This is a genomic window from Cellulophaga sp. 3_MG-2023 (assembly GCF_030546975.1).
Classification (GTDB): domain Bacteria; phylum Bacteroidota; class Bacteroidia; order Flavobacteriales; family Flavobacteriaceae; genus Cellulophaga.
Map to the genome: position 1 here is coordinate 67,485 of NZ_JAUOPS010000002.1, position 12,484 is coordinate 79,968.

Annotated in this window: 13 protein-coding genes; all 13 read right to left on the reverse strand. The window is 28.1% G+C overall.

Going from position 1 to position 12,484, the window contains the following annotated elements:
• Positions 1–3 precede the first annotated feature (3 nt).
• Complete coding sequence (locus Q4487_RS05135) at positions 4–852, reverse strand: hypothetical protein (RefSeq protein WP_303541151.1); 849 nt, start codon at positions 850–852, stop codon at positions 4–6.
• A 199-nt stretch (positions 853–1,051) separates the two neighbouring features.
• Positions 1,052–1,600 (reverse strand): hypothetical protein, encoded by a 549-nt coding sequence (locus Q4487_RS05140; protein ID WP_303541149.1) that lies wholly within the window; start codon positions 1,598–1,600, stop codon positions 1,052–1,054.
• A 95-nt stretch (positions 1,601–1,695) separates the two neighbouring features.
• A complete protein-coding gene (locus tag Q4487_RS05145) occupies positions 1,696–2,559 on the reverse strand; it encodes a hypothetical protein (RefSeq protein ID WP_303541147.1) in 864 nt (287 codons plus the stop codon).
• A 260-nt stretch (positions 2,560–2,819) separates the two neighbouring features.
• A complete protein-coding gene (locus Q4487_RS05150; RefSeq protein WP_303541145.1) occupies positions 2,820–3,986 on the reverse strand; it encodes a hypothetical protein in 1,167 nt (388 codons plus the stop codon).
• A gap of 81 nt (positions 3,987–4,067) precedes the next feature.
• Complete coding sequence (locus tag Q4487_RS05155) at positions 4,068–4,787, reverse strand: suppressor of fused domain protein (protein ID WP_303541143.1); 720 nt, start codon at positions 4,785–4,787, stop codon at positions 4,068–4,070.
• A gap of 309 nt (positions 4,788–5,096) precedes the next feature.
• A complete protein-coding gene (locus Q4487_RS05160; RefSeq protein WP_303541141.1) occupies positions 5,097–6,827 on the reverse strand; it encodes an FAD/NAD(P)-binding protein in 1,731 nt (576 codons plus the stop codon).
• Between the two features lie 139 nt (positions 6,828–6,966).
• Positions 6,967–7,695 carry a tRNA-uridine aminocarboxypropyltransferase gene (locus Q4487_RS05165; protein ID WP_303541138.1) on the reverse strand — a complete coding sequence of 243 codons (729 nt, stop codon included), beginning with the start codon at positions 7,693–7,695 and terminating at the stop codon, positions 6,967–6,969.
• Between the two features lie 70 nt (positions 7,696–7,765).
• Positions 7,766–8,626 carry a glycerophosphodiester phosphodiesterase family protein gene (locus Q4487_RS05170; protein WP_303541136.1) on the reverse strand — a complete coding sequence of 287 codons (861 nt, stop codon included), beginning with the start codon at positions 8,624–8,626 and terminating at the stop codon, positions 7,766–7,768.
• A 114-nt stretch (positions 8,627–8,740) separates the two neighbouring features.
• Entirely contained in the window at positions 8,741–9,337 is a 597-nt protein-coding gene (locus tag Q4487_RS05175) for a hypothetical protein (protein WP_100896644.1), read from the reverse strand.
• 146 nt (positions 9,338–9,483) lie between these two features.
• Complete coding sequence (locus Q4487_RS05180) at positions 9,484–10,302, reverse strand: CPBP family intramembrane glutamic endopeptidase (protein ID WP_303541133.1); 819 nt, start codon at positions 10,300–10,302, stop codon at positions 9,484–9,486.
• Between the two features lie 111 nt (positions 10,303–10,413).
• On the reverse strand, positions 10,414–11,001 hold the full coding sequence (locus Q4487_RS05185) for a hypothetical protein (protein WP_303541131.1): 588 nt from the start codon (positions 10,999–11,001) through the stop codon (positions 10,414–10,416).
• A 231-nt stretch (positions 11,002–11,232) separates the two neighbouring features.
• A complete protein-coding gene (locus Q4487_RS05190) occupies positions 11,233–11,796 on the reverse strand; it encodes a hypothetical protein (RefSeq protein ID WP_303541129.1) in 564 nt (187 codons plus the stop codon).
• 239 nt (positions 11,797–12,035) lie between these two features.
• On the reverse strand, positions 12,036–12,398 hold the full coding sequence (locus tag Q4487_RS05195; RefSeq protein ID WP_303541127.1) for a hypothetical protein: 363 nt from the start codon (positions 12,396–12,398) through the stop codon (positions 12,036–12,038).
• Positions 12,399–12,484: the final 86 nt, after the last annotated feature.

A 12,484-nucleotide genomic window follows, 5' to 3' on the forward strand; every position in this document is an offset into this window, starting at 1 on the left:
ATATTACTTCTTTTTAAAATGAATGTATTTTTCTCCGCAATCATTTAACTTCACATAATAATTCATTGCATTACCGTAATTCTGAATTGTTAATTCTCCTGGACTATATTGACCCTCTACACCAAGTGTACGCTTGCCTATTTTTTTTAGCGCTGCATACTCTTTTTCTTTTTCGGTATCCTCTTCAGGCAAAGCAACATCAAAATAATCTTCAGCGTATTCAATCTCTGTTAGGTTAATATATAAACCTTCATCCCTATAAAAATTAAGCTTCCCTTTTAAATTTCGTTCTTTAGATTTATAGCTGTAGTAGTACTCGCCTTTAGACTTTGTTAACGTAAGAGTTAGGTTGCACACCTCATTGTAATATTCCCCCAGTATGTCTACTGGTAACGGAGTTACTTTTTTAGCTGCTTGTGTTAAAACTAAAGGGTATTCTTTTTTGTTTTCTGCATTTACCCAAACCCCTTTTATGCCAGAATCTTCAATTTTTCCTTTTAAAATAGCCAGTGTATCATTTTTATAATTTAGCTCGTATGCAAGTAAGCTATCTGCTACAACTGTACCTACTACTTTTATATCTACACCTATTTTTTTGTAATAATAAAACCCATTTATATGGCCTTCCTTATTATCTAAGTTAAAGGCTACCTCTAAATTGTTGTTTATTTTTCCGGTGTAGCTTCCTAAACTTATTTCTTTATTTAGAGGTTTAGATGGTTCTTGTTTTGCATTGGTCTCTTCCGTTTTATTAGAAGTAACTTCTGTAGTTTTAGTGTCTTCAGTTTTTGCTTTTTTGTCTGCACAAGAAACTAAAAATACTGTAAGTGCTGTAAGTAGGATTTTTTTCATTTTAAATAAATATTTAGATTACCGCAATATAAATTATAATTGTATTTATATATTACTATTAATATTATTTTTTAAACAAACTTGCCTTACTATAATAATCTGTATCGTAAATAAAAGATTTAATAATAAATTAAACTAGTATCAATAATAGCATTATTCCTTTATTGTAAATTGCCTTTCATTAAAAAAAGACTGTTAATTACCTTAAAACTCCTCTAGCAAATAAAAAAATACCTATAGCAGTTACACTAAAAGAAACTATACTATTTCCTGCTTTATATATCAATAATAGGCCTATAAGTAATAATACTATACCAACAATTCTGTTGGCTTTAAACTTCTTTTCTGCTTTTTCTACTTTCTCTTTTAATTCTGGTGCAACTTCAAACATATGTTCCTGAAAGTTATTTATCAGATCTACAATGTTATCAGAACTATTTGCAAGTTTATCCTGAAACTCTTTATCGCTTTTTTCTTTTTCATTTAAAGCATCTGTCAATTCGTTTTGCAAACCTCTTATTACTGCTTCATCCTTAAAAACAGTTAACTCTTCTACTGTAAATTTATCTATATTGTAAAGTATTATGCTTAACAAATCTTCCTTAGATAATTGTTTAACTGAGTCTATTACACTTCCCTTTCTTGCATTATTAGCTTCTATAGCATCAGCTAATTGCTCCTCTAGACCTCTTTTATGTATTTCTTCTGTATAGGCTCTGCGCTCATCATTACACAAGTCTCTATGCAATAAGCTACCAAAAAGTACTTCATTAGAAGTTTTTTTAGAATACTTTTAAAATCATTATAGTTCATAAGTAAGAATTGGTTTAGAAAAGTATAAGTCTACTTTACAGATGTAGAATAATACTTTCTAATTTGCGATAATCTAAAGATGCAAAAAACATAAAGAGAAAAGACCCCTAAAACAATTAAAATTGCAATACTATTTAAACTGTTAGAATCATTAAGTATGTATGCAAAAAAAGAAGCAAATACAATGGCATTTATATAGCCAACAGGCTCTAGATACTCTATTATTTTTTTATCGTAAAATTTAGTCTTAACCACTTTTTTTAACATTACTAAATAAACGTAATATGATATTCCACTTAAAAATAATAAAATAACAATTGCCTTAATTGATACATCTTCATATATACTAAAAAGCTTTTCTTTACCCGCCGAAACTGCAATAACAAATGAAGCTGCTGTTAGTAATCTGGTTGTAAAATAAAGAATAAACCATTTTTTTGGTTTATGGCTAAATTTTAAATATTCATTTTTATTCATAGTCCCATTTAGTAATTCACTGTAATGATGCATTAACATATCGTTTGTTAATTTCATTTCATAAATACCTTCCTTGTAGGCACTATTATTAGCATCATTATAATCAGAAACCCAATTTGTTAAGCTACTATCATCAATTTTTAAAAAGGATTGAGCTTGCTTCTCTTTAAGTTCTAGAAAGTCTGACTTTTCTTTAAAATAAAATATAAGACTAATGTTTATAAACGAATAAGAGTCATTAAAATTTAAGCAGATAATTAATGAACTATTTTCTAGATATACACAAGTATCATTAGAATTGTCTATTTTTTTTGCTAGGTTTTGATTAACTGAAAACTTGTACTTTTTAATTACTTCTTTAAAATTTATTTTTACATTTTCAACCAATTTTTTTTTATTGTATTCTATTACCTGCATATATTCTATCCTTAAAAACTAATTAATTTTCCTACAATATAAAACAATTTCTATAGTGTTTTTAGTAAGGTGAAGTTTTTAGATAAAATGCACCAAATCTTTTTATAAAAAAATAGTTCTAATTTTATTTTTAATCCGTTGTATTGGTTGAAAGCAAAAACCAAAAGTTTGTTTTACTAAATAGTCAATGTTAATTTTATCTAGTTTTATTTTTTGATTTTATATTAAAAAATAAAATAGGGTTTGTGAATAAATATAATTTATTTGGCTACAGATTTTAACTCTGCTATATCACTCTTATTAAAAAAGGATTTAATTTTTTTAATAAAACCCATTTTCAGGTTTAAATTAAGCTCTTTTTTACTACGTATTTCTATGTTGTATTTCTTTGATAATTCACTTAAGTATTTATGATAAGTTCTGTTTAAAACTAGAGAATTAGCACCATCTTCATTAGACATAATTATATCTAAATGATTTTGTTTAAAGTGAAAATTACTTAAATCTATATCTTGGATAATGTTAGCTAATAAAAAACGGTTTTTTACCAGTTTAATTCCTTCATCAGTTTCTTGTAACCTTACAATTATTCCTTTTTTTAGTTTACCAATTTTAGTATTAGTTAAAACCAAAATTGATAGGTTTTTCCCGTCTGTTAACTTTGTTTCTTTGCTTTTAAATATATTTAGTATAGGATAAACAATTAAATATTTTGTTTTATTAATTAGCCTTATTGATCGTTTATAAAAAAATAAAGAAATTAAAAACATTACAACTGCTATAATGACCGAAGTTATAGGACTAACAATACTAATAATTATAAAAATTGCTGCAATAGCAATTTTTGCAATCTCTAAAACAGCATCTATAAATGGTATTGGTGATAAAAAAATTAGAATATCTATAAAAAACTTAAACGCCATTACAACTACTAAAAAATATAAAGAGACACCTAAAATTAATAACGTTTTAAAACTAATTGATAAAAACCCTGCCTGGTAAACAACTTCATTATGTACTGGGTCATTAGAAATAAATGTTGGAGCTAAAATAACTATTGCATTAATTATTAAAGCTGCTTTGTTTGAAAGGTATGTGTCTGCTAAACCAATAGTAGCAGTAGCTTTATTGGTTTTAAAAACTGTACCTACTAATGATGTAAAGAAAAATAGTATACCAAATAAGCATAAAACTATCCAACTACTAAAAAAAGGATTTGTTCCTACATAATCGTTATGAAAACCTACTTTTGAGCAAACCGATGTTAAAAAAACGGTTAAATAAGGGTTAACACCCATTGGTGCTAATTGTGCAAACTGCTCTACCAAAGCTGTGTTTTGACTTAATGTTTCTTGCGCATCTAAACTTTCTGTTTGAGCCTGTAGCAACAAAGGAAGCATAATTAAAACTAGTATAATTTTTTTCATATTAATTATCTATTATATCTGTTATATTTTTTTATCGCTTTTTGTATTAAAAAGCACTTTACTTACTCTAATTTTTAGAATTTAAAATATTCCTAATATCTTTTTTCTTTTAGCGGTGTTAGGCCTATCCACACTAACAATATCATTTACTTTAAATTTATCAAACCCATCAAATAATGCTTCAGTTCCTTTTTTAAGCTTGAGGCTTACCTCTTCTTGGTATAAAGGAATTAGTGCATAAAAGTTAATTGATTTATTTTTTAATTTTAATGTAAAAAAGTCATCTCCAAAAATTACAGAAGGCAATAAAATAGTTGTATTCAATTTAGTATTTTCTGCGAAAGGTTTAGCTGGGTTTCCATTAGGAATTGTATGTCCGTAACCTAACCAAGTACTATATTCATGCGGAAATCTTGCTAAATATTTTAGTAGTCTTATTGGCCAATAATTTTTTTCATCTTTAAAGTCTTCCTCTGAAATTTTCCACTCTTGAGGTAAACATATACTCAACTCTGCATATTCACAGTTAGTAACACCCTCCGGAGTTTCCATAGGTTTATCACTCATTCCTGATGTTACTAATGTATGGTAAGGAAACTCTTTTGTTGGCTTAACCCAATGAACATCTATATGAACTTGGTCTGAAACTAATTCATGAAAAACCATATCTATTTTTCCTATGTGTTTTTCTATGTGGTCAGATATTTTATTTATTGAAGATTCTCCGGAAGCTATTTCAAATTCTTTTTTTTGAGATTCATTATACCTATAAATTGGTTGTCCAGATTCTGATTTTTCCATTTCTATTAATTATATATACAAGGCAAATTACAAACTAATTTTCCTACAATATATAACTTTTTTTATAGTACGGATATTCGCTACTGCGTTCTAGGTAAAATTGTAAGAATTATAAAACCCCATAAACAAATATGTTTTTGGGGCTCATGATTTTTAATTAATTATTACTTTAATATTTTGGTTTTTAGATTCTTATTTTAGTTATTTTTTACGCATTTATATTCGTTTTATATAAACCTAAAAGACAAAAACCGTAACTATCCAAAATGTTAACTTTTAAGATATACACACTCTAATACATTTTTTGCTTTATTTTTTTTTAACAGCTGCTTTTGCCCATTCTATAGGTCTATCTCCAAAGCATTCTAATATAGCATCTACGCCTATAACAGTTCCCTTGGCTAACCTACCAAGTAAGGCTATTGGTAATATATTATCTGTGGTTTTTTCTACAAGATAGCCTTCTTTAGTTGTGTGTACTCCAAGATTATCGTTTACTATTTTTATAGACTCGTTATGAAGCAAACTTTTAACTAAGTCAGATTTAACTGCTGTAATATCTGGAGCATCTAATACCGAATTTACCATTATATTGGCAACTATACTTTTATCTTTAGATTTTAAAACCCACCCATTATTAGACAACTCAATTTCGGGATTATTCACAAAATCTAAATTTAAAATACCAGCTTTAACCAACGCCAACATTTGCTGTATACTTTCTACCGGCGGACCATAGGAGTATCTTTTAATTTCTTCATCTAACTTTATAATTTTTGCAAAAACACTATTGCTGCAATTATTATAAGATAACTGCTTATATATTGATGGCTGACAATGCCTCCAAACCTGTCCAACACAAAAGTCTAAACTTATTGCATTTGTAGCTGTAGCCATACCTATATAACTATTAAGTAAGGCCACAATTGGTGTTGCTGTAGGTAATAGTAAGCTATGCTTGTAATTCTGATTCGTTATCCATTTAAATGCGGCTTCTTCAACCTGCTTAAGCGTGTAGTTTTGAGCTTCTAATATATGTGGTAATGAGACATAAATACTTGCAACAATAGGCGCTATAGCAGATACTAAAAAATCTACTCCTGTAGCATTACTTTGCGCTGTTTTATCTCCTATCTCTTTTTCAAAATTATAAATCTGTTCATCAGATGGTTTATATAAATCATCAATGTTTTTATTTAATGGCTTAGGAACTGGAGGCAAACCATCTAAAGAAAAAGGTACTATTACAGTATTTACATTTTTACCTGTATTAAACTGACACTTTTGGGTACGTTCTTCTGTAATTTTAAAAGTACCTTGCTTGGCAACTGCTGCCCTCATCACATCTAACATAGCTAAACCAAAACCTCTAACTCCTACTGTTGTTTTATTTTGTGTATTAGTAACATCTATATAATTTTTAACAGGGTAAGGATCTAAAAAAAGCTTTACGTTGGTATTGTTTTTAAAGTTACTATGCCATTTAACCAATTGTTTTGTAACATAAGTTGGTTGGTGACCTATGGTAAGTAATACCTCATCCAAATTAGTATAGGCTTTATTACGAGTAGTTATACTAACTTTAGCATTATTTTCTATTTGTATTTTGGTTACTTTTTGCTGGTATAAAAAAGCCGTTTTATGAAGTAACAGGGGTGTTATAAATGATGTAAAACGTTGCTTTAAGTACGCTCCTATTTTTGCTCTTGGCGGGTATGTATCTGCTTCGGCACCATCTATTTTATCATCGTTTAAATTTGCCCATTGGTGGTAACAAGAAAAACCTGGAATAGTAATCCCATTGTATACTACCTCATCTCTTTTAGGCAACGTAAGTATACGTTCTGTTATATTTATCCAGTTAGATTTTACTTGCTCTGTATTGTATACTTGTCCGTTTCCAAAATCACCTGTTTCTTCAAACAGTAAAAGTTCTACTAAAGTTGAGCTTTCTGTAATACTTAATTGCGTTATAAAATTTTCTGCAGCATACAACCCTCTAGGACCTACACCAATTATTGCTAATTTTTTCTTATTCACCTTTAACTGTTTACTTGTAGTTGCGTTATTCTTTTTTTTAGTAAGATATCTATAAAAACACTTACATCCTTACTTCTAATAATTTATAACTATTAAATTTAACTCATAAAAAACCAACTAAAGGTAACAATAGAAGAAACTAATCTTCACTTTCAAAAATAATATTTCGCTCAGTGCTTTTCTTGTACATATCTTTAACAATAAGCTTATTACCCATAGTTAAATTGTAGTTTTCACTACTAGGGTTTAGCATATAATCTAGTTGATGCGCTATCATTTTTTCAAAAGGAATAAGAAAACTATCAGTATTACATTCTTCTAAACCACCTTGTTTAAGCAAATTTAAAACGGTGTAGACAGACTCAATAGTACTAAGACAAAGAGATTCTGGCTGCTGTTTAATAATAAATTTTGATTTAATTTTGTTATCAAAACTTACCCTTTTTAGCTCTTGCAAATTTTTACTTAGTTTAAGCATTTTACGGGCACAAGGCCAAGTACCATCTAAAATAAAAATGTATGGAGTATTACCCATAAATGTACTCACATCAGCACTTTTTCTTGTAGATAGGTTAAAACTATCTTTACCAGGATACAGTAAATAAGAAGCACTATTTTCTGTGTTTAGTATTTCATTTACACGTGCATTAGTAGTAAAATCTACACCTACTATAATCTCAGAATTTTTAAGCTGAAGACTAGTCATTAGTCCTGTTCCGTTTTTTTCTTTTTTATACTCCTTAGGGTGCATAAGAATAACAAAACGAGTATTGGTTTGCAATGGGCTAATGTGTGTACAAATACAAGTGCTTTTGGGGTTCATGCACTTGTAACATTGTACTCTTGTTTTTTTTGTTTCTATATGCAAATTGGTTGCTTATTTTTTTAATTTTTGACAAACATTATTAGTTAAACCAAATTTTAAATAACTACTAATGCTACTTTGTAATAGCCTTTTGTACTTCCAATGCTCTATCGGCAGCAAAAATATCAATTCCAAGTTTAGCCCATTCTTTATAAAGATGATCTCCTTTTGCTGCGGCTTGTTTATCTAAGTTACCTAAAGTACCTAACATACACATAACACCTTTTTCATGTAGTTTTTTATATAACAAAGGGTCAGATAACCTTGTTCCTGTAAAAGCAACCATATTTTTCCATGGTATACCAGAATTAGCTGCTCTGTTAAACTCTTCCATATTTCTAATACTAACAGATAGTACTACCTTAGGATTTAGTTTATATAGTTTTTGAGCTGTTTCCATTGAGTAGGTAATTATGACCGACTGATTTAAAGCATTGTTTTCTTCTATAAAATGCAATACCTCTTCAGGGTCTACACTTCGTTTAATATCTACAGTAAGTATGGCATTATCTTTTTTTGCCCAATCTAGTACATCTTTAAATAACGGAATTTTAAAATCTACAATAGAGTCAAAATTATCTTTTAGTTTAAGTTTAGATAGCGCTTCCCAGTTGTTTTGGTCTACCCTACCAGAGCCTGTAGATGTTCTATCTAACGCATTATCATGCATTAATAACAAAACTCCATCTTTACTTTTAGCCACATCAATTTCAAATAGTGCATTAGGTATGTACTTTTTAATGTACTGCATTGTTTCTAAACAATTTTCTGGATAACCTACATAACCTTTTCCTCCACGGTGAGCACTAACTAATAGCTCACGATTCTCTTCATAACTAAAGTAAGTTTGTAACGTTTTCTCCTGTATATTTTTTACTTTACACCCAATTAATAGAAATGAAATTAATAGAATAGGAATTAATAGTTTTTTCATCTTTTTTTTAAATAGTATTAGATTATCTGCCTGTAACAGGTTTTTATTTTTATGCTTGTATTAGAAAAGCATGACTAGTTGTAAACAATACACTTTTAGTGCTACCCTAAAAAACTAATCTTTAACTTTAATAACTATAAAAATATTTTTTTTTTCATCTTTTATAATTTTGTTTTTTGAAAAACGACCAATAATTTCAACCATAGTATTATTTTTAAATAATTCTTCTGTATGTTTTTTTCCTTCTCTAAATTTCACTTTTGATTTTGATAAAGCCAAAACTGTAATATTTTCATTAGAAATATTCACCTCACCAGTTTCATCTTTTAAAATAAAGGGATTACAAATAAATTGATTAGATAAAGTTACATATCTTGGTCTAAAACCACTCATATTACGTTTTAATTTTTCTACTTTATGGTAATAACCAATACATTTTTTTTCTTTTAAGGTAGAATATATAGGTTCTATATATAATGCTTCTCCTTTAACTTTAACCAAACCTTCTTTAAGTTCGTTTATTTTAGAATAATCTAACTGATTACGTATTTTATCTAATTTTATATTTTTAATTAAGAGAAACATAACTAAGTAAATTAGAATAATAAAAAAAGTAGCTATAAAACCAATAATAAAACCAAAATAATCTGTTAGCGAAACTATAAGAACTATTATTAGTATTGAAGATAATATGTTTTTGACATTATTCATAAAGTTAACATTATATATATTATGTTTTTTTAAAAAAATCTAAAAATGCTTTTTTAGAATAACTCAGCGTAAATTTTTCTATTGGTTTATTCTTTTTCTCCAAAACTACCCCAGAGCATCGGTATAAATATATACACACCTTTGGGTTAAGTCCTAATATCCTCATTACATTTAGGTTTTATTAGTTGTCTTATTTTCCTAACACTCATAATAGTTATCAAAATTCCAAAAAGAACCAATGCCCAATACGTAAACCCATAATTCAGGTTATATAACCAATCATAAAACGGTTCACCATAAACTGAATATAATATTGAACAAAAGTTATTAAAAAAATGAATGACTATTAAATAAATAATGTTTTTAGTTTTTATATAAATTAGACAAGCTATTATTCCATAGACGAAAGTTGGAATTAGGTTGCTTGGAGTTTCAAAATGAATTGCAGAAAAGCATAAGCTTGAAATTAGTATTGAAGGCCAAACCTTATTATATTCTAATAGTTTAATAAATAATAATTTTCTAAAAAATAGCTCTTCAAATATCGGTGCAATTATTATTGCTGATAAATTGAAATATAGAAAAAAGGGAGTAAATCCGTAAAATTTATTTGAATGTATATTAATTTCAGAAGTACTGTAGTAATCTATTATTTTATCTAAATCAAATATTGGTTGCCACGTGAAACCAAGTCCAATTACAATAATTAATAGATAAGGAAATATTGCAAAATTCAATTTATTAATATTGAAAACTTTCTTTAATTTTGGTCTTGGTTTCCAAAAAAGATAAAAAATAATAAAGTAGGAAATCAGACTTCCAAAAATTACAACAGAATAAAAATGGTCATTAACCCCTTCTCCAAATAGCTCTGTAAATTTATAAAGTCCAATTAACCCGAGTGAAGGGATATAGCTTATTACGAGAAATAATAGTGTTATTAGTATGGCTTTGGGGATTTTCAATATTCTAGTGGTTTATAAAATTATAGCTAGCCTCGTTGTGTATGATTAGTTGCGTGGTTAAACCCTTTTTTCATAATTAAGTGTTTAATACAATATACATTTATCCGTATCCTATTTTTTAAATTCCACTTCCGAGTTTTCTAAGATGTTAAAGGTAAACTCATAAAAGTTTTTTGTTGTAGAAACTTTTTTATGACTAAATTTATACTCTGATTCTTCTCCTTTTTTAGTAGCTTGAATTGTTATTTCTTGTGTAACACTTTTTTCTTTTTTCCAGTTTTTTGTAGGTCTAATAGAAATACTAGAAATGGTATAATATTCAAATTCGTCATCACTCTCTTTTTTAATATAATTAATAGCATTTGTAAAGGCTACATCTACATCGACGTCTGGTAGTTCTTCCCAAGTTGCTGTGTAGTATAATTTTTCATTTAGAGGCCTTTCTTTTTTTGGTTCTGATAATCCTTCACTATTTAGTTTTTGTGAATAAGTAGTACTATTATCTACATATTGAATTCTAATAGAACTCGGAAAGTCATAGGTTAAATCCCCTGAGGCATCAATAGAAATATCACTAAGCTGTTTGCCTTTAACTACTTCTGCTATCTGTTCATATGTTATCAATTTTGGTTCTGAAGAGCAAGAATGCATAAATAATGCTGCTAAAAATAATGTTGCTAATGTGTTTATTTTTTTCATCTTAAATTGCTTGTTTTGATTATTATTGTTTTTTTATCGATTTATAATTTTTAGTACAACCTGTTTGTATATTAAATTGTTACTAACGGCTCGGCTATGGTCAGTGCGGAATTAAATTAGTATTTATTTTAGGTTTGGCACTGGCTTTAGCAGTTCCAAGTGGATTTGGACATAGTCTCCCGAATTGTAGGGATGCCGTAATTGAGGTTATAAATTGTTGTGTATAGTTTTTTATCCATATTCAAACCAAATTGTTTCTGAATTTCGGTCAATTGCATAGTCAATAAATCTTTTGAAATTCCGCAAGTCTTGTCCAAAATTATTTCCAATATAACCTTCTCCTTTGTCTTTATTGAAGTCCGAAAAATAGTATTTAGAGTTCATTGAGTCAAAATCCGTTTTTATTAATCTTTCGTATAGATTATCAATGTTTTTCAGTTTATTGATTAAATTTTCTACAAGAACTTTTACTTGGTTTATATTTCCATTTAAATCTTCTTTTCTCTTTTCGAAATCAGACTTTAAACGTTCCTTTTCTTCTTCATTTTCCGCAAACTCAATCATATCCACTTCTTCCTCTTCGCTTGGGTATTCTGTCATTTTGTACAAATGAGATATATTGATATTCGTTATTTCTCCAATTTGGTCAAATTCAGGTGTGTGTTCAACTACTCCTGGTCTGCACATTAGATTACAAAATTCCCTGCTCAGAGAATAGATATTTCTATTTTCAAAGTATTCTGACGTGATTACTTCAATATCATTATTTACCCTTAAACTAATGTCTAATCCCATTTTCTCAAATTATGCACAACGTCTCGGCTATGGTTAGTACGGGAATTAAAAAACGATTAATTTCCGATTTAGCACTTAGCCAAAACTTTTTATTTTGTTTTATCTTTTCTTTTTTAAAGCCAAATCAAAAGATTTGGCGGACTTGGTTAAAAGCACTATACTTTGGGTTAAGAACAAACGCCCTATGTTTTTTTTATATATTGTTGTGTGTTTTCGTATTTTTATGACAAATTAATATTCTATAAGTCACATTCAAAATTTTCAGGCTTCCAGATAATTGTTCCGTTTTGAAGAATATTAAATGGGATGTTTTCTTGATCTTTTCCTATAATCCCTATATTTTTTCCAGTACAATCTTTGACAGGAATTACAGAGTTAATCCTAGGATTACAGTTATTGAATATAAAGATAGTTTGATTTTCATATGTATTTTGAACAACTGACTCATATTTCCCAAGTGATTCAATTTCAGATTTTAGCCAATCTAAATCTTCAATAGGGTTTTCAGTAGAGCAAATTAATTCAGTGCTTTTATCATCATCACTATTTGAACAAGAGATGAATAATATTAAACAAAATGATAAATAAATCAATGATTTCATAAATATATAGTTTTCTTTAAGATGTTATTTTTTAAAATGGTTGCGCTAATGAAACACAACTAGTTAGTAACAGCAATTAACTGCAT

What these genes read in the sequence shown, in the direction of transcription:
- Q4487_RS05135 (WP_303541151.1), bottom strand. Translation starts at nt 852, where the DNA reads ATGAAAAAAATCCTACTTACAGCACTTACAGTATTTTTAGTTTCTTGT.
- Q4487_RS05145 (WP_303541147.1), bottom strand. Translation starts at nt 2,559, where the DNA reads ATGCAGGTAATAGAATACAATAAAAAAAAATTGGTTGAAAATGTAAAA.
- Q4487_RS05150 (WP_303541145.1), bottom strand. Translation starts at nt 3,986, where the DNA reads ATGAAAAAAATTATACTAGTTTTAATTATGCTTCCTTTGTTGCTACAG.
- Q4487_RS05155 (WP_303541143.1), bottom strand. Translation starts at nt 4,787, where the DNA reads ATGGAAAAATCAGAATCTGGACAACCAATTTATAGGTATAATGAATCT.
- Q4487_RS05170 (WP_303541136.1), bottom strand. Translation starts at nt 8,626, where the DNA reads ATGAAAAAACTATTAATTCCTATTCTATTAATTTCATTTCTATTAATT.
- Q4487_RS05175 (WP_100896644.1), bottom strand. Translation starts at nt 9,337, where the DNA reads ATGAATAATGTCAAAAACATATTATCTTCAATACTAATAATAGTTCTT.
- Q4487_RS05185 (WP_303541131.1), bottom strand. Translation starts at nt 11,001, where the DNA reads ATGAAAAAAATAAACACATTAGCAACATTATTTTTAGCAGCATTATTT.
- Q4487_RS05190 (WP_303541129.1), bottom strand. Translation starts at nt 11,796, where the DNA reads ATGGGATTAGACATTAGTTTAAGGGTAAATAATGATATTGAAGTAATC.
- Q4487_RS05195 (WP_303541127.1), bottom strand. Translation starts at nt 12,398, where the DNA reads ATGAAATCATTGATTTATTTATCATTTTGTTTAATATTATTCATCTCT.